Origin of the sequence: Silicimonas algicola (genome assembly GCF_003970735.1) — a bacterium.
Lineage (GTDB): Bacteria > Pseudomonadota > Alphaproteobacteria > Rhodobacterales > Rhodobacteraceae > Silicimonas > Silicimonas algicola.
Window position 1 is genome coordinate 2,707,102 of the sequence record NZ_CP034588.1, and the last position, 21,645, is coordinate 2,728,746.

General features: G+C 66.4%; 21 protein-coding genes. 7 read left to right on the forward strand and 14 right to left on the reverse strand.

From position 1 onward, the window contains the following. Positions 1-33: 33 nt before the first annotated feature. Genes EF888_RS13320 through EF888_RS13335 form a run of 4 tightly spaced genes read right to left on the reverse strand, consistent with a single transcriptional unit; the run spans position 34 to position 2,601 of the window. Positions 34-870, reverse strand: a complete 837-nt coding sequence (locus EF888_RS13320) for an ATP-binding protein (protein WP_109758132.1) — start codon at positions 868-870, stop codon at positions 34-36. Then, positions 867-1,790, reverse strand: a complete 924-nt coding sequence (gene tatC / locus EF888_RS13325) for a twin-arginine translocase subunit TatC (protein ID WP_109758131.1) — start codon at positions 1,788-1,790, stop codon at positions 867-869. Before tatC ends, EF888_RS13320 begins: the two co-directional genes overlap by 4 nt. After that, positions 1,787-2,371, reverse strand: coding sequence for a Sec-independent protein translocase protein TatB (gene tatB, locus EF888_RS13330; protein WP_109758130.1), 585 nt, complete (start codon positions 2,369-2,371; stop codon positions 1,787-1,789). Before tatB ends, tatC begins: the two co-directional genes overlap by 4 nt. Positions 2,372-2,385: 14 nt before the next feature. Then, positions 2,386-2,601 (reverse strand): twin-arginine translocase TatA/TatE family subunit, encoded by a 216-nt coding sequence (locus EF888_RS13335; protein ID WP_109758129.1) that lies wholly within the window; start codon positions 2,599-2,601, stop codon positions 2,386-2,388. A gap of 172 nt (positions 2,602-2,773) precedes the next feature. On the opposite strand from EF888_RS13335, the gene EF888_RS13340 reads away from it, so the two are divergent. After that, complete coding sequence (locus EF888_RS13340) at positions 2,774-3,436, forward strand: helix-turn-helix transcriptional regulator (protein WP_109758128.1); 663 nt, start codon at positions 2,774-2,776, stop codon at positions 3,434-3,436. Between the two features lie 59 nt (positions 3,437-3,495). Here EF888_RS13340 and EF888_RS13345 read toward each other — a convergent pair whose 3' ends face one another. The 3 genes from EF888_RS13345 to EF888_RS13355 form a co-directional block, all read right to left on the reverse strand. Continuing rightward, positions 3,496-4,581, reverse strand: a complete 1,086-nt coding sequence (locus EF888_RS13345; RefSeq protein ID WP_241239667.1) for an ABC transporter ATP-binding protein — start codon at positions 4,579-4,581, stop codon at positions 3,496-3,498. 73 nt (positions 4,582-4,654) lie between these two features. Continuing rightward, positions 4,655-5,263 carry a hypothetical protein gene (locus EF888_RS13350; protein ID WP_126918575.1) on the reverse strand — a complete coding sequence of 203 codons (609 nt, stop codon included), beginning with the start codon at positions 5,261-5,263 and terminating at the stop codon, positions 4,655-4,657. 53 nt (positions 5,264-5,316) lie between these two features. After that, the gene (locus EF888_RS13355; protein ID WP_109758125.1) at positions 5,317-6,096 is read right to left on the reverse strand and encodes an SDR family oxidoreductase; all 780 of its coding nucleotides are present in this window, start codon (positions 6,094-6,096) and stop codon (positions 5,317-5,319) included. A gap of 153 nt (positions 6,097-6,249) precedes the next feature. On the opposite strand from EF888_RS13355, the gene EF888_RS13360 reads away from it, so the two are divergent. Continuing rightward, a complete protein-coding gene (locus EF888_RS13360) occupies positions 6,250-7,875 on the forward strand; it encodes an FAD/NAD(P)-binding protein (RefSeq protein WP_109758124.1) in 1,626 nt (541 codons plus the stop codon). Next, positions 7,872-8,162, forward strand: a complete 291-nt coding sequence (locus tag EF888_RS13365) for a hypothetical protein (protein WP_109758123.1) — start codon at positions 7,872-7,874, stop codon at positions 8,160-8,162. The genes EF888_RS13360 and EF888_RS13365 overlap by 4 nt, the downstream gene beginning before the upstream one ends. Here the strand turns inward: EF888_RS13365 and EF888_RS13370 are convergent. After that, positions 8,159-8,734 carry a hypothetical protein gene (locus EF888_RS13370; RefSeq protein WP_109758122.1) on the reverse strand — a complete coding sequence of 192 codons (576 nt, stop codon included), beginning with the start codon at positions 8,732-8,734 and terminating at the stop codon, positions 8,159-8,161. The two genes, EF888_RS13365 and EF888_RS13370, sit on opposite strands and share 4 nt — an antisense overlap. A 231-nt stretch (positions 8,735-8,965) precedes the next feature. Here EF888_RS13370 and EF888_RS13375 point away from each other — a divergent pair, with 231 nt between their 5' ends. The 4 genes from EF888_RS13375 (at position 8,966) to EF888_RS13390 (ending at position 14,875) form a co-directional block, all read left to right on the forward strand. Continuing rightward, positions 8,966-10,576 carry a peptide chain release factor 3 gene (locus EF888_RS13375; protein WP_109758121.1) on the forward strand — a complete coding sequence of 537 codons (1,611 nt, stop codon included), beginning with the start codon at positions 8,966-8,968 and terminating at the stop codon, positions 10,574-10,576. Between the two features lie 63 nt (positions 10,577-10,639). Continuing rightward, positions 10,640-11,077, forward strand: a complete 438-nt coding sequence (locus tag EF888_RS13380; protein ID WP_109758120.1) for a hypothetical protein — start codon at positions 10,640-10,642, stop codon at positions 11,075-11,077. Positions 11,078-11,192: 115 nt separating this feature from the next. Beyond that, positions 11,193-13,004 carry a creatininase family protein gene (locus EF888_RS13385; RefSeq protein ID WP_109758119.1) on the forward strand — a complete coding sequence of 604 codons (1,812 nt, stop codon included), beginning with the start codon at positions 11,193-11,195 and terminating at the stop codon, positions 13,002-13,004. Between the two features lie 371 nt (positions 13,005-13,375). Further along, positions 13,376-14,875, forward strand: coding sequence for a DEAD/DEAH box helicase (locus tag EF888_RS13390; protein WP_109758118.1), 1,500 nt, complete (start codon positions 13,376-13,378; stop codon positions 14,873-14,875). Positions 14,876-14,911: 36 nt separating this feature from the next. On the opposite strand, the gene EF888_RS13395 is transcribed toward EF888_RS13390, so the two are convergent. The 6 genes from EF888_RS13395 to EF888_RS13420 form a co-directional block, all read right to left on the reverse strand. After that, positions 14,912-15,328 (reverse strand): OsmC family protein, encoded by a 417-nt coding sequence (locus EF888_RS13395; RefSeq protein ID WP_109758117.1) that lies wholly within the window; start codon positions 15,326-15,328, stop codon positions 14,912-14,914. A gap of 100 nt (positions 15,329-15,428) precedes the next feature. Continuing rightward, a complete protein-coding gene (locus tag EF888_RS13400) occupies positions 15,429-17,093 on the reverse strand; it encodes a ribonuclease J (RefSeq protein ID WP_109758116.1) in 1,665 nt (554 codons plus the stop codon). Next, positions 17,090-17,866: a type III pantothenate kinase gene (locus EF888_RS13405; protein WP_109758115.1), complete on the reverse strand. Its 777-nt coding sequence runs from the start codon at positions 17,864-17,866 to the stop codon at positions 17,090-17,092. Before EF888_RS13405 ends, EF888_RS13400 begins: the two co-directional genes overlap by 4 nt. A 12-nt stretch (positions 17,867-17,878) precedes the next feature. Next, positions 17,879-18,628, reverse strand: a complete 750-nt coding sequence (locus EF888_RS13410; RefSeq protein ID WP_109758114.1) for a biotin--[acetyl-CoA-carboxylase] ligase — start codon at positions 18,626-18,628, stop codon at positions 17,879-17,881. Between the two features lie 24 nt (positions 18,629-18,652). Beyond that, the gene (gene nuoN / locus EF888_RS13415) at positions 18,653-20,089 is read right to left on the reverse strand and encodes an NADH-quinone oxidoreductase subunit NuoN (RefSeq protein WP_109758113.1); all 1,437 of its coding nucleotides are present in this window, start codon (positions 20,087-20,089) and stop codon (positions 18,653-18,655) included. Beyond that, entirely contained in the window at positions 20,089-21,645 is a 1,557-nt protein-coding gene (locus tag EF888_RS13420) for an NADH-quinone oxidoreductase subunit M (protein WP_109758112.1), read from the reverse strand. The genes nuoN and EF888_RS13420 overlap by 1 nt, the downstream gene beginning before the upstream one ends.

Sequence of the window (21,645 nt, forward strand, 5' to 3'; positions counted from 1 at the left end):
ACGGCGCCGGTACGGCCCGGCGCGACCTTCGATCTAGAGCGTCACGCCCCGACGTCCCGCGAGGTCGGTGAAATATTGCCATGCGACCCGGCCCGACCGCGCGCCGCGCGTCGCCTGCCACTCTATGGCCTCGGCGCGCATCGTCTCGTCGTCGATCTCGACCCCGTAAGCGTCGCAATATCCCCGGATCATCGCCAGGTATTCATCCTGGCTGCACGGGTGGAACCCGAGCCAGAGCCCGAAGCGGTCGGACAGCGACACCTTTTCTTCGGTCGCCTCCGAAGGCCTGATGGCGCTCGACCGTTCGTTCTCGATCATGTCGCGCGGCATCAGGTGCCGCCGGTTCGAGGTGGCGTAGAACAGCACGTTGTCCGGACGCCCCTCGATACCTCCGTCCAGCACCGCCTTCAGGCTTTTGTAGTGCTGGTCGTCGTGACTGAAGGACAGGTCGTCGCAGAACAGCAGGAACCGCTCCGGCGCGCCGCGAAGGTGGCCGAGCAGGCGCGAGACCGACGGCAGGTCCTCGCGCTGTATCTCAACGATCTTCAGGCTCAGACCCTCGGCCAGGACGGCGGCATGGGCCGACTTCACGAGGCTCGACTTCCCCATCCCGCGCGCGCCCCAGAGAAGCGCGTTGTTGGCGGGCATCCCCCGCGCGAACTGGCGCGTGTTCTCGAGCAGAGTGTCGCGGGCGCGGTCGACGCCGATCAGAAGGCCGATGTCGATGCGCGCGACCTTCTCGACCGGCTCGAGCCGATCCGGCGAGACGTGCCAGACGAAAGCGTCGGCGGCGTCGAAGTCGGGCGTGGCCAAGGGCGCGGGCGCCATCCGCTCCAGCGCGGCGGCGATACGGTCCAGCGGCTCGCTCACGCCTTCGCGTCCTCTTCGTCGTCGTCGACCTCGGAGTAGAGATCCTCGTCCTCGCCCAGGATTCCCTCTTCGCGCAGGCGCTGCACGCGCTTCTTCTCGACCATCTTCACCAGGATGATCGAGATCTCGTAGAGCCCATAGACCACGGTGAAGAGGATAAGCTGCGTCACCACGTCGGGCGGCGTCACGACAGCGGCGAGCATCAGGATGGCGACGATGGCGTACTTGCGCACCTGCGCCAGCCCGCGCGCCGAGACAAGCCCGGCCTTGCCCATCAGTGTCAGCAGCACCGGAAGCTGGAAGCACAGCCCGAAAGCCATGATGAACTTCAAGGTGATGTCGAGGCTTTCGTTCACTTTCCCGAAGAAGGTGATCCTCACCCCGTCGACGGTCTCCGGCACCACGGCCGCGTCTGGCGGCAGGTCGGGCGACGACGCGGTCAGGAGGTTGGCGAAGATCGACGAGACGTCGGCGAAGCCCAGGAAGAAGTTCATCGCAAGGGGCGTCACCACGAAATGCGCGAAGGACGCGCCCAGCAGGAACATGATCGGCGAGGCGACGATGAAGGGCAGGAAGGCCGACTTCTCGGTCCGGTACAGCCCTGGCGCCACGAAGCGCCACATCTGGTGCGCGATGACCGGGAAGGACAGCCCGAAGCCGAAGACCATCGAGATGCGGAACAGCGTGAAGAGGTATTCCTGGGGGCTCGTGTACTGAAGCGTCGGCGACGGGTCGCCAAGCGAGCGCAGCGTCGCCTCGATCGGCTTCAGAAGGAACTGGAGGATCGGCTCGGCCACGGTGAAGGCCAGCACGATGCCGACGATCAGGGCCAGGACCGACCGGATCAGGCGCGTCCTGAGTTCGGCCAGATGCTCGATCAGCGGGGCAGAACTGTCGTCGATGTCGTCATTGGCGCTCATGCCGGGTCTCCGGCGTCGGGCGACGCCTTGGGTTTAGCCGCCTTGGGCTTCGCGGGCGCCTTCGGCTTGGCGGACTTGGCGGGCGTCTTCGGTTTCGCGGGCGCCTTCGCCTTGGCGACAGGCTTTGCTGCCTCCGCGGCCGGAGGAGCGTTCTTCGCCGCTTCGGCCGCCGCCTTCTCGGCCGCGATGCGCTCGCTCGCCTTCTTCGCCGTGGCCTCGCGGATCTTGCGTGCAGCCTCCGCGCGCTCCTCAGACAGCTTCTCGGTCTCCGGGCCGACGGGCTTTGCGACCTTCGTCGGCTTCACCGGATCCCACTTCTCGAAACGGTCCGCCGCCTGGTTCAGCTTGTCGAGCCCCATGCTCTTGGCCGAGGTCATGCCCTTCAGGCTGCTCGCCGTTTCCTTGATGCCGGACTCGTCTGCGGCATCCTCCATGGCGCGCTGGAACTCGCGCGCCATCTTGCGGATCTTGCCTGTGAACCGTCCAAGCGTACGGAACATGCCGGGCAGGTCCTTCGGACCCACCACGATCAGCGCCACGACGCCGATGACCAGAAGCTCACCCCAACCGAGATCGAACATGGGTCAGCCGGGACTCAAACCTTGTCCCGCTCGGTCTCGGGTGTCACGTCGCGCGCACCATCGGCGGTCGTGTCCTCGATTTCGCGCTTTCCGTCGTCGACGCCCTTCTTGAAGGCGGTGATGCCTTTGCCGACCTCGCCCATCAGCGACGAGATCTTGCCGCGTCCGAAAAGCACCAGGACGACGATGGCGATGAGAAGAAGGCCGGGAAGGCCGATGTTGTTCAGCATGGGTCTCTCTCCCTTGAGAATTCGACCGGGTATTTAGGCAGTCGTCACTCGACTGAAAAGCGGCAAAGTGCATGCTCGCTGCGAGCTTCACCAAAACCTGAGCAAATCGGCGGTGCGCCCAAACAACTGACAGGATAATGTCAGTTGAGGATAAAGCGAATCAGGAGCCATCTTGCGCCGCGCCGACCGCCTCTACGCCCTCATCCGCATCCTGCGCGACGGGCGCCTGCATCGCGGACGCGAGCTGGCCGACCGGCTTGGCGTCTCGCTTCGCACGCTTTACCGCGACATGGACGCGCTGATTGCGGGCGGGGTCCCGGTCGAGGGCGAGCGCGGCATCGGCTACGCGATGACGGCGCCCATCACCTTGCCGCCGCTGAACCTCACGCTCGACGAACTCGAGGCGCTGCACCTCGGGCTGTCGGTCGTCGGCAAGGCCTCCGACCCGAAGATGCGCGAGGCTGCCCGGACGCTCGGCGTCAAGGTCGACGCCGCCCTGCCCGAGGACCGGGCCGCGCCTGCCGCCGGTCGGGGTTTCGCACTTTATCCCTTCGCCGAGGGCGCGCGCGGCTTCGTTCACATGGCGCCCCTGCGCGCCGCCATCCGCTCGCGCCGCAAGATCCGCGTGACGACGGCGGACAGCGACGCACCGCGCGTGCTGCGTCCGCTCCAACTCGAATACTGGGGCCGCATCTGGACGCTCACCGCCTGGGACGAAGAGGACGCGAGGTTCGAGGAGTACCGGGTCGACCGGCTGAGAACGCTCGACGTCACCTTCGAGACCTTCGAGGAAGAACCCGGGAAATCCCTCTCGGACCACCTCGCGGCGGGCTGACGGCTTCTTCTGTCCCAAAATACTCCGGGGAGCGCGAGGGGCAGCGCCCCTCGCCCACCTCACCCCGTGACCGGAAACACGAAGCAGCGCCCGCGCCGGATCATCAGCCAGAGTGCTGTGCCTGGCTGCGGCAGGAAGACCGAGGGCACCGTCGCCTTCAGCATCGAGCCATCGTGATCCATGCGGAATTCGACGAGGCTCTCGTGGCCCATGAAGCGCGCGCGCATCACCGTGCCGCGCGCGGGCACGCCGTCCTCGGGCGTGGGGTTCGGGCCGCGCCCGTCGCGGTCGAAGTCGATCCGCAGGTGCTGGGGCCGGATGACGATCTCGACGTCCGTTCCGTCTGGCACGCCCGGCGCAAGGAAGGCCCCGAAAGGCGTGTCGGTCAGCGCGCCCTGCACCCGTCCCCGGATCACGTTGACGTCCGAGAAGAAGGCCGCCGCCATCCGGTCGACGGGCGCATTGTAGACGTTGTAGGGCGCGCCCGTCTGCACGATGCCGCCGTCGCGCATCAGCGCGATCTCGTCGGCCATCCGCATCGCCTCTTCGGGCTCGTGTGTCACGAGCACGACCGAAGTTCCCTCTTCCTTGAGGATATCGAGCGTCTGGTCGCGGATGCCGTCGCGCAGCCGGTTGTCGAGGCCGGAAAAGGGTTCGTCCATCAACATGATGCGGGGACGGGGTGCGATGGCGCGGGCCAGCGCGACGCGCTGCTGTTCGCCGCCCGACAATTCGTGGGGATAGGCGGGCCCGAACCCCGCGAGACGGACGCGCTCCAGCATCTCCTCGGCCCGCGCAATGCGCTCGGCCTTCGGTCCCGACAGGCCGAAGGCCACGTTCTCGGCGACGGTCAGGTGAGGAAACAGCGCGAAGTCCTGGAACATCAGGCCGACATGGCGCCGTTCGGGCGGGACCTGGACCGTATCGTCGGACAGGACGCGCCCGTCGACCAGAACCCGGCCAGCGTCCGGTCGGTCGACGCCCGCGATCATTCTCAAGGTGGTCGACTTGCCGCAGCCGGAGGGACCGAGAAGGCAGGTTACCTGACCGGGTGCGACCTGAAGCGAGACGTCGGACACGACATCGCGGCCGCCGAAGCGGCGGGTCAGCCCTTCTACCGTCAATCCGGCGGATTGCTCCGACACCCTGCCCTCGCCTCAATCCCGAGCGAAGTGCTCGGGATCGACGCGGGATAACAATCGGAAGGCGGGTTGTCTATCAGTGGTCCACGAAGCGCGTGGGAAGCCGGGTGCCATCGGCGAAGACCATTTCGCCTTCGGCGATGAAGTATTCAGGCGAGGTCGGAATGCCGGTATTTATGCGCTCGGTGCCGACGAAGGTGCCAGAGATGTCGCTGGAACCTGTGTTGACCGCGACCTCTGGTCCGCCTTGAAGACCGAGCGCGCCGCCCATGATGAGGGGCGTACCGTCGGCGTCGTACTGGATCGCCGCCGCGTCGTAGGTGATGATCCCGGACGCGGGTACGGCCATGCCGCCCAGAGCTTCATCGTAATAATAGAACCCCGACGCCTCACCGTCGATCGTGCCGGCGTCGAAGTCGATCAGCGCGAAGGTGGTTCCGTAGTGGAGCTGTCCGGGTGTGCCAGGCCCAGGCTCGGTATCGAGAACCATGACACCCTCCCAGGTGGCCTCGCCGGTCGGCTGGACCACGACCGGGATGCGCTCGTCGAGCGCGCGCCTGTTCAGGTTGTTGAAGTCGATGATCATTTCGTTGAAGGCGCCGGGCCCCGGCAGCTTCACCGCATCGCCGCCCCCGCCACAGGCGGCAAGGGCGCCGCAGGCCAGGCAGATCAGAACAGGTCGCATGATGTACTCTCCCCACATGGAACGCTCACGTCGCGGGCGCATGCGCCCGCGGACTATATGGTGAAATTCGTGCCGCCCCCGTCAAGCAGGATGTTCTGCCCGACGATGAACCCCGCCTGCGCCGAGCAGAGGAACGCGCAGGCCGCGCCGAACTCCTCGGCGGTGCCGTAACGCCGGGCGGGCAGCGTCGCCTCACGCCGGGCGCGCGCCTCGTCCATGCTGATCCCCTCCTTCTCGGAGACACCCTTGTCGAGAGCGGTGGCCCGGTCCGTGGCGTGAATGCCGGGGAGGAGGTTGTTCATCGTCACGTTCCGGTGCGCCACCTGCCGGGAGGTGCCCGCGACATAGCCCGTCAGGCCGGTCCGCGCCGCGTTCGACAGCCCGAGATAGGGAATCGGCGCCTTGACCGACTGGGACGTGATGTTCACCACCCGCCCGAAGCCGCGCTCCATCATGCCGGGCACCAGCGCCTTGATGAGGGCGATGGGCGTCAGCATGTTCGCGTCGAGCGCCTTGATGAAATCGTCGCGGTCCCAGTCCGTCCACTTTCCCGGAGGCGGGCCGCCCGCATTGTTGACGAGGATGTCGATCTGCCCGGCAGCGTCCAGGACCTTTGCACGGCCCTCCTCGGTCGTGATGTCGGCGGCCACTGTCGTGACGGTCACGCCGTGAGCCGACCGTATTTCTTCCGCCGCCGCTTCGAGAGCTTCCGCACCCCGCGCGTTCATCACAACCTCGACACCTTCGGCGGCCAGCGCCTCGGCGCAGCCTCGGCCCAGGCCCTTCGACGATGCGCACACCAGCGCGCGTTTTCCCTTGATCCCCAGATCCATGCGTCGATCCTCCCTCGTTCGCGAACACGTCCGCCAGCATGGCGCGTTCCCGCCGGAAGGACCAGACCGGACCGGAACCCTCGCGACCAAGGCGCGTTTCAGAGAGGTCCGGGAAGACCCTGCCGGACCACCCGTCCGCCCAGGATCCCGAGCATGACCCATATCGCCATCATCGGCGGCGGACCGACCGCCATCTACACTCTGAAGGGCCTGACACGCGCACGGAAGGCGGTGTCGATCACGCTTTTCGAGCGTGAGCCCTGGGCCGGACCCGGTATGCCTTACCGCGACGGAACGAACGATCCCGCCATGCTCGCCAACATCGCCAGCCGCGAGGTTCCCCGCGTCACGCGAACGCTGGCGAAGTACCTTCACGCCTGCGACGACGGCTTCCTGCGTCGTCTCGGCCTGACGCGCGACGTCATCGACGAGGACAGCTTCTATCCGCGTGTCGTTCTCGGCAGCTTCTTCACCGCCGAACTGGCCGAGGTGGTCGCCCGTCTGCGCGGTCTCGGACACACCGTCACCATCCGGACGAAGGCGAGGGTGACCGATATCGTGCCCGCGCGCGACGGCGTTCGCATCGAATGGCAAAGCACGCAGCGGCCCGAGAAGGCTCGCTTCCACCATGTCGTGATCGCCACGGGGCACGACTGGGCGGACTACGATGAGGAAGGCGAGGACGAAAGCGCCTTGCTGTCGCCCTGGCCGGCCGAGCGGCTGAAAGCGCTCTCGGGCGAGGTCGGCATCCTGGGTTCGTCGCTGACGGCCATCGACGTCGCCGTCACCGTCGCCTCGGCCCACGGCGCCTTCGAGGGCGAGGACGGAGACACGACCACCTACGCCGTCCGGGGCAGCGACGATCCGTTCAGGCTGACGATGATGTCGCGCAAGGGGCTATTGCCCGAGGCGGACTGGTACTACCCGCTTCCGCTCCCGGATCTCGCGCATTTCACGCCCGCCGCCGTCGAGGACCTTGTCGCGACGGACCGTTCCGGCCTTCTCGACCGCGCCTTCGCGCTTCTGGTCGAAGACCTGCGCGACCTGGACCCCGACTATGCTGCCTCTGTCGACCTGTCGTCGCCAGAGGCGCTGTCGAAAAGCCACTTCGCGCCCCGCATGTCCTCGGACCTCTGGGAGTACGCCCGCGCCAACCTCGTCGAAGCGGAAGAGGGCCGCCGGACCCGCCGTGCCGTCCCGTGGCGCGTCGCCCTTCTGACGGCGCATGAGGTGTTCGAGGATCTCATACCGCACTTCGACGAGGCGGACCTCGAGCGTTTCCACAACAGCCTGAAGCCCATCTTCACCGACGGCTACGCTTCGGTTCCGCACCCCTCGATCCGGCGGCTTCTGGCCCTGCATGACGCCGGACGGCTGGAGCTGGTTCGGATCGGCTCGGCGCTCGACGTCAGCGAGACAGGCGGAAAGACGGTGATCGGCTCGGAGGGCGAGATGCTCCGCTTCGACGCCGTTGTCGACGCGCGCGGGCAGCGCCCGATGAGGTTGACCGACCTCGGCTTCCGCAGCCTCTCGCGCAGTGTGCGTCCCGGCTGGGAAAAGGGCGGATACAGCCTGACCATCGAAGGCCTCGAGAAGGGCACGGTACAATGCCTCGCCATGCCCGTCCTTTTACGCCGCAGACCGTTCATCCAGGGCCTCGTCAACGCCGCCGAGATGGGGGAGACGGCGGCCGAGGCGATCCTCGCCGAATTGCCCGCGCCGCCCATGCCGAGGCCGGGCTTGACCTCGATGAAGCCGGGTCTCAGGCTGGCCAGATGAGCGATGACCTGAGCAAGGCCCTGCGGCACGTTCGCGCCTCCGGGTTCCAGATGGGCGAGGCATGGACCGCCGCCCACGAGATCGCGCAGGCGCACGAAGGCGAGCGTCTGTTCGACGCGCTCCACGCGCTTCTGCACCGGATCGAGGGCGATGATTTCAACGCAGGCTACTGGGACCGCCGCGCCGGAACGGATCTCAAGGGCGACGGTCCGGACGCCGAACTGGAGGCGCTGGAGCGCCTCGCGGAACGCGAGCCGGGCGACAGCGCCGCCCGGCGGGATGGCTAGTCGCTCGATGCGCTCAGGACCATCTCGGGGCTCGAGACCGAACCGTCGAGAGTGCCGGCGCCAATGATGAGTTGCCCTGTGTCGCCCAGGAAGCCGGACGGAAGCGAGCCCGTGACCGTCTGACCGACGCCCCCGAGCGTGATGTTGCCGTCGACGTCCATCAGGAAAGCGGTATCGAGGCCCGTGGCGGCTAGTGTCAACGCACCCGGTACGGCGACGCCGGTACCTGTCGCTTCTGGCAACTCTCCGTCGAGCGGCGTGCTGTAGAAACTGTCGACGTTGCCCGAAAGCGTTGCCGTGTCGAAATTCACGGACATTGCCACGTCGCCGATGATACCTTCATCCGAGGTGAGGAAGTTATCTGCGATAACCGCGACGCCGTTGTACGAAGCGGTCCCTTCGAAATCATCCAGCGTATCCGTTGGGTCGAGCAGGTCGACTTGATCCGTCAGCGCGATGGCTTCGTTCACGAGTTCGTCGAAGTCGGTGTCCGCGCCGCCGAAGTTGGCGGAGTTGGCCCCACAGGCGGCGAGAGCCAGGATCGCGGGGGCCGCGAGGGCGAGGTATTTCATGGGTGATCCTTTCGAGGTGCAGTCGAGTTGAAGCCCTGGCCGGCAGTATCGCGCGACGCAGCTCCTCTGTCGACGCTCGCGTAAGGGTCTGCACCGGCGAGGCGGCGACACCCCGCCGGCCCGAGGATCAGACGCAACATGGGTTCGCGTCGGCGGCGTCGCGCGCCCGGACGCCCGACGGCGGTCACCCGGCTCTGGCGGAGTCGCGCGCCAGACCGTATATGCCCGCCCATGCTCGACCGTTCGCACAACGCCGCCCCGCTCCCGCCCGAGATCGCCCGGAGGCGCACCTTCGCCATCATCTCGCACCCCGACGCGGGCAAGACGACGCTGACCGAGAAATTCCTCCTCTACGGGGGCGCGATCCAGATGGCCGGTCAGGTCCGCGCAAAGGGCGAGGCGCGGCGCACGCGGTCGGACTTCATGCAGATGGAAAAGGACCGGGGCATCTCGGTCTCGGCCTCGGCCATGTCCTTCGACTATGGTGGATGGCGCTTCAACCTGGTCGATACGCCGGGCCACAGCGATTTCTCCGAGGACACCTACCGCACGCTCACGGCGGTCGACGCCGCCATCATGGTCATCGACGGCGCCAAGGGCGTCGAGAGCCAGACGCGCAAGCTCTTCGAGGTCTGCCGCCTGCGCGACCTGCCGATCCTGACCTTCTGCAACAAGATGGACCGCGAAAGCCGCGAGACCTTCGAGATCATCGACGAGATCCAGGAGAACCTGGCGATCGACGTCACCCCTGCTTCCTGGCCGATCGGTGTGGGCCGCGACTTCATCGGCTCCTACGACATGCTGAACGACCGGCTCGAGCTCATGGCGCGCGCCGACCGCAACAAGCGGGCCGAAAGCGTCAAGATCGCGGGCCTCGACGACCCGAAGCTGGCCGAGCACGTTCCGCCCCAGCTTCTCGAGAAACTGCGCGAAGAGGTCGAGATGGCGCGCGCCCTTCTGCCCGCCTTCGACCGGCAGGCGTTTCTCGACGGGACGATGACGCCCATCTGGTTCGGCTCGGCCATCAACTCCTTCGGCGTGAAGGACCTGATGGACGGTATCGGAGGCTTCGGCCCCCTGCCCCAGCCCCAGTCGGCCGAACCGCGCCAGATCGGTCCCGAGGAAAAGACCGTCGCAGGCTTCGTCTTCAAGGTGCAGGCCAACATGGACCCCAAGCACCGTGACCGCGTGGCCTTCGTCCGCCTCGCCTCGGGCCACTTCGAACGCGGCATGAAGCTTCACCACGTCCGCTCGAAGAAGCCCATGGCGATCACCAACCCCGTCCTCTTCCTCGCCGCCGACCGCGAGCTGGCCGAAGAGGCCTGGGCGGGCGACATCATCGGCATACCGAACCACGGGCAACTGCGCATCGGCGACACGCTGACCGAGGGGGAGGCGATCCGCGTCACCGGCATCCCCTCCTTCGCGCCGGAGCTTCTTCAGAACATCCGTGCCGGCGACCCGATGAAGGCAAAGCACCTCGACAAGGCGCTGATGCAGTTCGCCGAGGAGGGGGCCGCCAAGGTCTTCAAGCCGATGATCGGGTCGGGCTTCGTCGTGGGTGTCGTGGGCCAGCTTCAGTTCGAGGTCCTGGCGAGCCGGATCGAGCTGGAATACGGCCTGCCCGTCCGCTTCGAGCCGTCCCAGTTCACTTCTGCCCGGTGGGTCCATGGGCCGAAGGACGCGATCGAGAAGTTCGTCAACTCGAACAAGGGCCACATCGCGCACGACAACGACGGCGACGTGGTCTACCTGACGCGCCTGCAGTGGGACATCGACCGGATCGAGCGCGATTTCCCGGACCTGCGGCTTTCCGCGACGAAGGAAATGCAGGGGGAGTGATCTTTCCCGGCGTGACGGTCTCGGCTTAACGGCTTTTCAATGCGTTGCGCCTTAGGTGGCGGAATGAAGCACGTTCTCCTCTTGTTTTGCCTCGCTCTCGCCGCTTGCGCCGCGGGGCCGACCAAGCGTCTGACACCTGGTCCCTCCTCGACCAGACCGCTTTCCGCCCTTCATATCGCGGGCGAGACGACGACCTCGCGCACCGTCGTCCAGATCGTCTCGGACGCAGCCGGTTACGGGCTGTCGGTTCACGTCGGGCGAAGCGACGGCCATTGGCCGTCCGTCGAACGGGCCATGATCGACGGCAAAAGGACCGGCTGGCGACACGTCGGCCGGATCCCGGCGGGGACGATGCTCGCCGAAAGCGGCGTCATCGCCCTCTCGACGGATGCGGTGACCCAAGCCTCCGGCGCAGGCATGACGCTGACGCTTTGCGGCGCGTCCGGCTGTGAGACCTCGCAGGGGCCCGCAGGCCTCTTCAAACAGGCGCTTGTCGAATGATTGTGGGCGCCTGAGCGTCCATCCCGCCCCAAAATCGCCACAGTGAAAGGGAAAAGTCGCGCTCGGACGCACGCGGGGCACACCGTGGCGCCCAGTCTGAGCAGCGAGAGCGGACATGGATTTCTACGCAACCCTCGGCGGGACACTGGTGGCCTGGATGGCGCCTCTGCTGCCGTCCGAGACGATGTTCTACCTCTACCTGCTGACGGCTTTCGTCCTCGCTTTCGGCTCCTACGTCTGGTTCTCGTGGAAGGCCGAGGGCGCGCGCCCGGACGCCGTCTCGCATGGGTTTCTCGGCTACGTCTTCGACCGGCGCGTGTGGTTCCATGCCTCGGCCCGGCAGGACTACATGTACTTCGTCCTGAACGGGCTGATCTACTACGGCATCGTCGCGCAGATGCTTCTGGTCGCCCATGTCATGTTCGGCGCCTTCGGGCAGGGCCTCGAGTCGCTGTTCGGTACGCGCGACACCGCCGTATTCGAACCATCGACGTGGAGCGCCCTCGCCTACACGGTCGTCGTTCTCCTGGCCATCGACCTGGCCGTCTGGTCGACGCACTACCTGCAACACCGCATCCCGGTGCTCTGGCAGTTCCACCAGGTCCACCACTCGGCCGAGGTGCTGACCCCCGCCACGGTCTACCGGATGCACCCCGTCGACCTGTTCTTCACCGGCTTCGCAAGCTCGGGCCTGATCGCGCTGGCGCTCGCAGGCTTCACATACCTGACCCTATCGACGCCGAGCGAAATCACCGTGATGAACGTGAACGCCGGCATCTTCGCCTTCTACCTCGTCGGCTATAACCTGCGGCACTCGCCGGTCTGGCTGTCGTACCCGCCGTGGCTGTCCTATATCCTGATCTCGCCCGCGCAGCATCAGATTCACCACTCGGTCGAGCGCCGCCACTGGGACCGCAACATGGGCCTCATCTTCGCGTTCTGGGACTGGCTCTTCGGCACCCTCTACGTCCCGAAAGGCTATGAGAAACTGGAGTTCGGCATCTCGAAGGAAGAGCCGAACCCCTTCGGATCGGTGACCGAGTTCTACTGGAAGCCGTTCCGCATGGCCTGGGGCCTGGTGCGACCGGCGAAGAGACCCAGCGTACCCGGACGCACCGCCGCCCTCGGGCTGGCGGGACTGGCGGCGGCGACGGCCCTTCTGCTCCAGACCCCGGTCTTCTCGGCGACACGCGGCCTCCCGAGCCTCCACATGGAAGAGCTGACGTGGACCGAGGTCGCCGACGCCCTCGCCCAAGGCTACGACACCGTCATCGTGCCCACGGGCGGGGTCGAACAGAACGGCCCCCACGCGGTCCTCGGCAAGCACAATCTGATCGTCCGCCACACCTCGGGCGAGATCGCGGCCCGCCTTGGCGGCACGCTGGTCGCGCCCGTCGTGGCCTATGTCCCGGAGGGTGCCACCGGCGGCACACCGACGGATCACATGCGCTGGCCCGGCACCCTGTCCGTCCCGGACGATGTTTTCGCCGCCGTTCTCGAACACACCGCGCGCAGCCTAATCACCCATGGCTTTACCCGCATCCTTTTCGTCGGGGACAGCCTGTGGAACCAGGCACCCCAGGCCGAGGTCGCAGAGCGTCTCTCGCAGGAATGGCAGAAGGACGGCGTGACCGTGCTGCACGTCGCCGACTACTACGCCGCCAACGGCCAGCTCGACTGGCTGTTGTCCGACGGATTTGACCAGGCCGACATAGGCCAGCATGCAGGCCTGCGCGACACCTCCGAACTGATGGCCGTCTCCCCCGCTTCAGTGCGCGCCGCGCCCGTCGCCGCGCCGCCCGGTGCCGATGCGGGGTTCGACGGTCGGCCGCACATTGCGACGCCGGACCTCGGACGCAAGCTCCTCGCGCTCAAGATCGAGGCGGCGCTGCGCCAGATTCGTGCGGCGGAAGACGCAAGCGGCTGATGTGCATAAGATTTGCGCCGCGCCCTGGATCGCGCACCCGAGGCGCCCGTCGCAACGCCCCGGCGATCCTGGATCGCGTCAGCCACGCAAGGGATGCGAATCACCTCATGCGACGCAGAAAAGTCCCGTGCGCGGCAAGCGATTTACGAACAAACGTTAAGGAAAGTTAACGTCGCCCGCATTTTGCTATGTTGAAACAAAGCTCTGCCCCAGCACATGATTGTTGCGAACACGCGAGCGTCAATTGACGCGACGCCTGCTTTCCTCTACGAACCCTGCAGTTGCGGCGGCTTGTGGATAAGCTTGTGGTCATCCGGACCCGCGCTGCTTCGCCGACGGGCCCAGTGTTGGTCCGTAACACATGGACCGACATGACGAAATTCTCCGATCTGGCGTTGTCGCCGAAAGTGCTCAAGGCCGTTGAGGCGGCTGGTTATCATACCCCCACCCCGATCCAGGCCGGTGCCATACCGCCCGCGCTCGAGGGCCGCGACGTGCTTGGGATCGCGCAGACCGGGACCGGCAAGACCGCCAGTTTCACCCTGCCGATGATCCACTTGCTGGCGCGCGGCCGCGCCCGCGCCCGGATGCCGCGCTCGCTGGTCCTGTGCCCCACGCGCGAACTCGCCGCCCAGGTGGCCGAAAACTTCGACACCTACGCGGCCAACGTGAAGCTGACGAAGGCGCTTCTGATCGGGGGCGTCTCGTTCAAGGAGCAGGACGCGCTGATCGACCGCGGCGTCGACGTGCTGATCGCGACGCCCGGCCGCCTTCTCGACCATTTCGAGCGCGGCAAGCTTCTTCTGACCGGCGTGCAGATCATGGTCGTGGACGAGGCCGACCGGATGCTCGACATGGGGTTCATCCCCGACATCGAACGCATCTTCAGCCTGACGCCCTTCACCCGCCAGACGATGTTCTACTCGGCCACCATGGCGCCCGAGATCGAACGGATCACCAACATGTTCCTGTCGAACCCGGCGCGGATCGAGGTGGCGCGGCAGGCGACCGCCTCCGAGACCATCGCGCAGGAAGTCGTGCTCTTGAAGCCGTCGCGCCGTGACCGCTCGGCAGGCGAGAAGCGCGCCGCGCTGCGCGCCCTGATCGACCGTGAAGGCGCCGCCTGCACCAACGCGATCGTCTTCTGCAACCGGAAGACCGACGTCGACATCGTCGCCAAGTCGCTGAAGACCCACGGCTATGACGCAGCGCCGATCCACGGCGATCTGGAACAGTCGCAGCGGACGCGCACGCTGGATTTCTTCCGTGACGGAAGCCTCCGCTTCCTCGTCGCCTCCGACGTCGCAGCCCGCGGGCTCGACATTCCCGCGGTCAGCCATGTCTTCAACTTCGACGTGCCGACCCATTCCGAGGATTACGTCCACCGCATCGGCCGCACAGGCCGGGCGGGACGCGACGGCAAGGCCGTGATGCTGTCGACGCCAGCGGATGAGAAGAACCTTGCCGCGATCGAACGGCTGATCGGCACGACGATCCCCCGCTCGGACAGCCCGCTGTCCACGACACCCGCCGAGGAACCGACCGAGGAAGAACGCCCGAAGCGCACCCGCGTCCGCCGCGGAGGACGCTCCGGCGGCCGCGAGAAGGAAGCCGATGCGCCCGTCGTCAAGGCAGCCGAGCCTGCGCCTGTCGCCGTCGAGGATGTCGCCGAAGCCGAAGCGATTCAACAGGACGAGCCGCGTGTGGAGCGCCGCGACGAACCCCGCGAACCCCGCCGCGACGAAGAGCGTGACGACAACCGGGGACGCAATCGGAACCGGGAACGCGACAATGGCCCCAAGGTCGTCGGCATGGGCGACCACCTGCCCAGCTTCATTGCGATGAGCTTCGACGAGCGGAAGGCGGGCTGACCCGCCCTCCGCCCCGTCGCGTTAAGTTACATTAGGTCAGGCCAGTTTGGCATCCATCGAGATGTCAGCCTTGAACAGCTTCGACACCGGGCAGCCTTCCTTCGCCTTCTTGGCCGCGTCCTGGAACGCCGCCTCGTCCGCGTTCGCAATCTTGGCGCGTACGTCCAGATGAACCTTCGTGATCGTCAGCGACGAGGCGTCGAGCGTGACGGTGGCCGTCGTCTCGATGCTGTCGGGGGTCATGTCGGCCTGGGCGAGGATGTTGGCCAGCGCCATCGAAAAGCACGCCGAATGGGCCGCGCCCAGGATTTCTTCGGGGTTCGTGCCGGCTTCGCCCTCAAACCGCTGGCGGAAACCATAGGGGGCGTCCAGCGCGCCCGTCTCGGTCATCACCCGGCCCTTGCCTTCCTTCAGACTGCCCTGCCACTTCGCGGACCCTTTTTTCTCGATCATTTCGCTCTCCTTGGATCGGGCCGGCGCGGGGTGCGCCGGGTCATCGCACGACCTAGGGCGCTGGCGGCGTACACCCATAGCCCCGGGAAAGAAAGTCGGTTCAGGACAGCCGGCTGATGACGATCGTGACCTCGGGCTTCTTGCCGATCTCGTCCTCGGCCGTGCGACGGACCGCGCGTCGCAGCTCTTCCTCGAGCCGCTCGTCGTCCGACAGGAGGTTCCGCTTCGCTCGACCGACGAGTTGGGCGAGGTCCTCCTCCATCACCTCGGCAAGGGGCGCCTTCGACGTGCCCGTCTCGGGCAGGCCGCGAAGCTCCACCCAAGGCTCGCCCAGGGGCTCGTCGTCCTCCATGATCAGCGTGACGAGGACGTGGCCGTTCAGCGCCATGCGGATGCGATCGCGCACCACCCCGTCCATCGCTCCGATCTGCACCTTGCCGTCAAGATAGGTGCGTCCCGCCTCGATGTATTCGACGATGCGCGGCTCGTCCCCCGTCAGATCGACCATGCTGCCGTTGATCGCGATCAGCGATCCCATGCCGGCCGCGCGCGCCAGCCGCGCGTGCTCGCGCAGGTGACGGTGCTCGCCATGCATCGGGATCACCATGCGCGGACGCAGGATCTCGTTCAGCCGCATCAGGTCCGGCCGGTTCGCGTGGCCCGAGACGTGATAGGCGTCGGAACGGTCGTCGACGACGTCGACGCCCTTCTCGGACAACTGGTTGATGATGCGGATGACGGACTTCTCGTTGCCGGGGATGGTCTTCGACGAAAACAGGAACGTGTCGCCCTCTTTCAGCTCGACCCCCAGATACTTGCCGCGCGACAGCGCGGCACTCGCCGCGCGACGCTCACCCTGGCTTCCGGTGACAATCAGCATCAGGTTCTGCCGCGGGATCGAGTCGGCCTCTTCGACCGGCACCGTGCTCGGGAAATCGGTCAGGACGCCGGCTTCGACAGAGGCCTCGATCATCCGACGCATCGCCCGCCCCATGAGGCAGATGGTGCGCCCCGCCGCAACGCCCGCCTCGGCCAGCGTGCGTACCCGCGCGACGTTCGACGCGAAGGTGGTCGCCACGAAGAGCGAGGGCGCGCTCTGCACCAGTTCGGTGATCGCGGGCCCGAGGGTCGCCTCCGACCGTCCGGGATGCGGGCTGAAAACGTTGGTGGAATCGCAGACCAATGCACGAATGCCAGGACGAGCGATCTCGGCGTATAGGGCGGGATCGAAGGCCTCGCCGACGAGCGGCGTAGGGTCGAGCTTGAAGTCCCCCGAATGCACGACGCGCCCGCCGGGCGTATCGATGACGAGGGCGGCGCTTTCCGGGATCGAATGGCTGATCGGCGCGAAGCCCACGGTGAAGGGACCGGCCTTGATCGTCTGGGGCCATGTGGGCGCGATCTGCACGGCGTCCGGGTTCTGGCCCTGCTCCTCCATCTTGCGCTTGGCATGAAGCGCGGTGAAGGGCCGGGCGTGGACCGGGGCGCGCAGCCGCGACCACGTCAGTCCCACGGCGCCGACATGGTCTTCGTGCGCGTGGGTGATGAAGATCGCCTCGATCCGCTTGGCGTTCGCCTCGAGCCAGGCCAGGTCCGCGAAGATCAGGTCGACGCCGGGGGACCCGTCCATGTCGGGAAAGGTCACGCCAAGGTCGACGACGATCAGCCGCTCTTTTCCCGGCGCGCCCCAGCCGTAGACATAGGCGTTCATCCCGATTTCGCCCGCGCCCCCCAGGGGCAGATAGATCAGGCGGTCATTGCTCATTTGGTTTCCTTGTTGAAGGCGTGGATGACGGTCAGACCATGCATGGTCAGGTCGTCCTCGACCACGTCGAAGAGGTCCTCGCCCTGGGCGAAGAGAGGTGCGAGGCCGCCGGTTCCAATGACCTTCATGGGCTTGCCGTATTCGGCCTTCACCCGCGCAGTGATGCCCTGGATCAGGCCGGTATAGCCCCAGAAGACGCCGGACTGGATGCACTCGACGGTGTTGGTGCCGATGACCTTGTCGGGCTGGCTGATGTCGACGTGGGGCAGCGCGGCGGCTCCCATGTGCAGCGCCTCGAGCGAGAGGTTGACCCCCGGAGAGATCACGCCGCCGACATAGGCGCCGTCGGTCGCCACGACGTCGAAGTTGGTCGCGGTGCCGAAGTCGACCACGATCACGTCGCCGCCGTGGCGGTCGAAGGCGCCGGCGGCATTCGCCAGCCGGTCGGGTCCGGGGCGGACGCCCTCCTCGACGCGGGGCGGCACCGGCAGGCGGCATTCGGGCTTGCCGACCACCAGAGGCCGGCAGTTGAAATAGCGGTCGCAGAGGACGCGCAGGTTGAAGACGACGCGCGGCACGGTCGACGAGATCACGACCTCGTCGATCACCGCGTCGGACAGACCTCGGGTGGCCATCAGCGTGGACAGCCAGACGAAGTACTGGTCGGCGGTCCGCTGATGCTCGGTCGAGGCGCGCCATGTGCCGACGAACGTGCGGCCGTCCCAAAGCGCGAAGACCGTGTTGGTGTTGCCCGTGTCGATGCACAGAAGCATCGCCCTCTCCTCTCAGAAATAGACGTCGGCCGCAGGTATCGATACCTGACCGTCCGGCGTGCGAAGCACAAGCTGACCGAAGGGGTCGACGGTCTCGAAAACGCCCGTCACCTCGTCGCGCGCGGTTCGTGCGGTGATGACCTCACCCAGCCGCGCGGCGTGGCGCAGCCACTTCTCGCGGATCGGAGCGAAACCCAGTTCGGCGAAGATGCCTTCCTCGGTCGCCATGTTCTGCGCCAGCCGCGACAGCAGTTCGTCGAGGTCGAGAGGACCCGCCCCTGCCCCTTCGAGGCTCACCGGGGGGAAGGACGCGTCGCGCACGCCCTCCGGCACCGAGGCGAGGTTGACGCCGAAGCCGATCGCCAGCCAGTCGATCTGGTCCTGCGTGCCGACGCTTTCCAGAAGAATGCCCGCGACCTTGCCGCCGTCGAGAAGGACGTCGTTTGGCCACTTCAGGGACAGCCGGTCGCGCTCGACCGACAGGGCCAGCGCCTCGAAAAGCGCCACCGCGGCAGAAAAGGATCGAAGCGCCGCTTCCGCCGCCGTGCCCGCCGGACGGAAGACGAAGCTGGCCGCGAAGTTGCCCTTCGGCATCTCCCACGACCGCCCGCGGCGTCCGCGCGCAGCGCTCTGGTGCAGCGCCATGATCCAGGTCGGCTGCTTCAGTTCGGGCGCGAGCCGCGCCGCCTCGGACATCGTGCTGTCGACCTCTTCGAGCACGATGCGTCCGGTGCGCTCGGGCCAGGGCAGGAGTCCGGTCATGCGCGGACCGCCCGTCTGGGCGCGTCAGTTGACAAGCGTCGCCGCCGCCGCTTTCGCCACGCCTTCCACACCGAAGAGGTTCCACAGGCCCAGGACCATGATCGCCGCACTCGCCATCGCGATCACGCGCAGCATGGTCGAACCGCCGGTGTCGAGCTCGTTCTCGTCTGCGCCGAAATACATCAGGTAGACGATCCTGAGGTAGTAGAACGCACCGATGACGCTGGCGATCACGCCCAGAATGGCAAGCCAGGTCAGCCCCGCCTCGACCGCCGCCAGAAGGACCGCGTACTTCGCGAAGAACCCCAGAAGCGGCGGCACGCCCGCGAGGCTGAAGAGCAGGACCAGCATCGCCAGGGCCCGCATCGGGTCGCGCCTCGACAGCATCGACAGGGTCTCGATGTCGGTGACCGGCGAGCCGTCCTTTTCCATCGACAGGATGAACGCGAAGGTGCCGATGTTCATCACGACGTAGATCGCCATGTAGATCAGCATCGCCTCGACCCCTGCGGCCGTGCCGGCCGCGAGGCCCATGAGCGCATAGCCCATGTGCGCGATCGAGGAATAAGCCATCAGGCGCTTGATGTTGCGCTGGCCGATGGCGGCCACGGCGCCGAGGAACATGGACGCGACCGAGAGGACCGCGAGGATCTGCTGCCAGTCATCCGTCACACCGCCGAAGGCGTCGTGGACGACGCGCGCGAAGAGAAGCATCGCCGCGACCTTGGGCGCCGTGGCGAAGAAGGCCGTGACCGGGGTCGGCGACCCCTCGTAGACGTCGGGCGTCCACATGTGGAAGGGCGCGGCCGAGATCTTGAAGGCAAGGCCCGCGATGACGAACGACAGTCCGAACAGAAGGCCGAGCGACGTGTCGATACCCACGACCGCAAGGATGCCCAGGAATTGCGTCGTGCCGGCGAAGCCATAGACCAGCGACGCACCATACAGCAGAAGGCCCGAGGACAGCGCGCCGAGGACAAAGTACTTGAGCCCCGCCTCGGTCGACTTGACGCTGTCGCGCCGCAGCGAGGCGATCACGTAGAGCGCCAGCGACTGAAGCTCGAGCCCCATGTAGAGCGACATCAGGTTGCCGGCCGAGACCATCACCATCATGCCGACGACCGCAAGCGCCACCAGAAGCGGGTATTCGAACCGCAGAAGATTGCGTCGCGCCATGTAGGATTCGGACATCAGGAGGACGACGGCCGCCGACAGAAGGACCGTGACCTTGCCGAAGCGCGCGAAGGCGTCGTCGACGAACATGCCCAGGAAGGCATGTGCCGTCCCGGCCCCCTGGAACCCGATCCAGGCCGCCAGGACGATGAAGAGGACGGCCGTGGCCCACAGCATCGCCGGGCCCGTCTTGTCCTTGCCGCCATAGGCACCCACGAGGAGGCCCACCATGGCGAAGACCGCGAGGATGATCTCGGGCATGATGATGGAGAGATCGCCGGGCAGCATCAGTGGCCTCCGTTCTCGGCGACGACGCCCGTCGCCTGATGGTCGGCCACAGCCGTCGTGTAGTCGCCCAGAAGCGCTTCGACGGAGGGTCCGGTGATGTCGATGACGAGGCTCGGATAGACGCCGAGCAGGATGGTCATGACCACGAGCGGCGCGAAGATCCACTTCTCGCGCGCCGTAAGGTCAGTGATCGACTTGAGGCTTTCCTTGATGAGGTCGCCCATCACCACGCGGCGATACAGCCAGAGCGCATAGGCCGCCGAAAGGATCACGCCCGTCGCAGCCACCGCCGTCACCCATGTGTTGGCCTGGAACATGCCCACGAGGGTCAGGAACTCGCCGACGAACCCGCTGGTGCCCGGCAGGCCCACGTTCGCCATCGTGAACAGCATGAAGACGGCCGCATAGGCCGGCATCCGGTTCACAAGGCCGCCGTAGGCATCGATCTCGCGCGTGTGCATCCGGTCGTAGATCACGCCGACGCAGAGAAAGAGCGCGCCGGAAATGAAGCCGTGAGAGATCATCTGGAAGATCGCCCCGTCGAGACCCTGCTGGTTCGCGGCGAAGATACCCGCGGTCACGAAGCCCATGTGTGCGACGGACGAATAGGCGATGAGCTTCTTCATGTCCTCCTGCATAAGCGCCACGAGCGAGGTGTAGACGATGGCGATGGCCGAGAGCCACAGGACGAAGTCGACCAGCAGGTCCGAGGCGACCGGGAACATCGGCAGCGAGAAGCGCAGGAAGCCGTAGCCGCCCATCTTCAGCAGGATCGCCGCCAGCACGACCGAGCCCGCCGTGGGCGCCTGGACGTGGGCATCGGGCAGCCAGGTGTGAACCGGCCACATCGGCATCTTCACCGCGAATGACGCGAAGAAGGCGAGCCAGAGCAGCGTCTGGAGCCCGCCCACGACTTGCCAGCCGAAGACCGACATGGTTCCCGACGAGAACTCGTGCACGAGAAGCTCGGTGATGTCGGTGGTGCCCGCGTCGACGTACATCGCGATCATCGCCACAAGCATCAGGACCGAGCCGATGAAGGTGTAGAGAAAGAACTTGAACGCCGCGTAGATCCTCTCCTTGCCGCCCCAGATTCCGATGATGAGGAACATCGGGATCAGGCCGGCCTCGAAGAACAGGTAGAACAGCACCAGGTCCAGCGCGCAGAACACGCCCAGCATCAGCGACTCGAGGACCAGGAAGGCGATCATGTATTCCTTGACCCGGTGCGTCACATCCCAGCACGACAGGATGACGAGCGGCATCAGGAACGTCGTCAGCATCACGAAGAGGATCGAGATGCCGTCGACGCCCATCTTGTAGCTCAGCCCCAGGATCCAGGTCGTCTCCTCGACGAACTGGAAGTTGGGATCCGCCGAGTCGAAGCCGGCGAAGAGGAAGAGCGAGGCAAGGAAGGCCGCCGTCGTCGCCGCCAGCGCCAGCCACTTGGCGTTCTGCTGCGCCGCCTCGTCATCGCCCCGGAGGAACAGGCCGAGGATTGCCGCCGCAACGGCGGGAATGAAGATGACGATCGAGATCAGGTTGTCGAGGAACAT

What these genes read in the sequence shown, in the direction of transcription:
- tatC (WP_109758131.1), bottom strand. Translation starts at nt 1,790, where the DNA reads ATGAGCGCCAATGACGACATCGACGACAGTTCTGCCCCGCTGATCGAG.
- tatB (WP_109758130.1), bottom strand. Translation starts at nt 2,371, where the DNA reads ATGTTCGATCTCGGTTGGGGTGAGCTTCTGGTCATCGGCGTCGTGGCG.
- EF888_RS13335 (WP_109758129.1), bottom strand. Translation starts at nt 2,601, where the DNA reads ATGCTGAACAACATCGGCCTTCCCGGCCTTCTTCTCATCGCCATCGTC.
- EF888_RS13350 (WP_126918575.1), bottom strand. Translation starts at nt 5,263, where the DNA reads ATGCGACCTGTTCTGATCTGCCTGGCCTGCGGCGCCCTTGCCGCCTGT.
- EF888_RS13355 (WP_109758125.1), bottom strand. Translation starts at nt 6,096, where the DNA reads ATGGATCTGGGGATCAAGGGAAAACGCGCGCTGGTGTGCGCATCGTCG.
- EF888_RS13360 (WP_109758124.1), top strand. Translation starts at nt 6,250, where the DNA reads ATGACCCATATCGCCATCATCGGCGGCGGACCGACCGCCATCTACACT.
- EF888_RS13365 (WP_109758123.1), top strand. Translation starts at nt 7,872, where the DNA reads ATGAGCGATGACCTGAGCAAGGCCCTGCGGCACGTTCGCGCCTCCGGG.
- EF888_RS13370 (WP_109758122.1), bottom strand. Translation starts at nt 8,734, where the DNA reads ATGAAATACCTCGCCCTCGCGGCCCCCGCGATCCTGGCTCTCGCCGCC.
- EF888_RS13375 (WP_109758121.1), top strand. Translation starts at nt 8,966, where the DNA reads ATGCTCGACCGTTCGCACAACGCCGCCCCGCTCCCGCCCGAGATCGCC.
- EF888_RS13380 (WP_109758120.1), top strand. Translation starts at nt 10,640, where the DNA reads ATGAAGCACGTTCTCCTCTTGTTTTGCCTCGCTCTCGCCGCTTGCGCC.
- EF888_RS13385 (WP_109758119.1), top strand. Translation starts at nt 11,193, where the DNA reads ATGGATTTCTACGCAACCCTCGGCGGGACACTGGTGGCCTGGATGGCG.
- EF888_RS13390 (WP_109758118.1), top strand. Translation starts at nt 13,376, where the DNA reads ATGACGAAATTCTCCGATCTGGCGTTGTCGCCGAAAGTGCTCAAGGCC.
- EF888_RS13395 (WP_109758117.1), bottom strand. Translation starts at nt 15,328, where the DNA reads ATGATCGAGAAAAAAGGGTCCGCGAAGTGGCAGGGCAGTCTGAAGGAA.
- EF888_RS13400 (WP_109758116.1), bottom strand. Translation starts at nt 17,093, where the DNA reads ATGAGCAATGACCGCCTGATCTATCTGCCCCTGGGGGGCGCGGGCGAA.
- EF888_RS13405 (WP_109758115.1), bottom strand. Translation starts at nt 17,866, where the DNA reads ATGCTTCTGTGCATCGACACGGGCAACACCAACACGGTCTTCGCGCTT.
- EF888_RS13410 (WP_109758114.1), bottom strand. Translation starts at nt 18,628, where the DNA reads ATGACCGGACTCCTGCCCTGGCCCGAGCGCACCGGACGCATCGTGCTC.
- nuoN (WP_109758113.1), bottom strand. Translation starts at nt 20,089, where the DNA reads ATGCTGCCCGGCGATCTCTCCATCATCATGCCCGAGATCATCCTCGCG.
- EF888_RS13420 (WP_109758112.1), bottom strand. Translation starts at nt 21,645, where the DNA reads ATGTTCCTCGACAACCTGATCTCGATCGTCATCTTCATTCCCGCCGTT.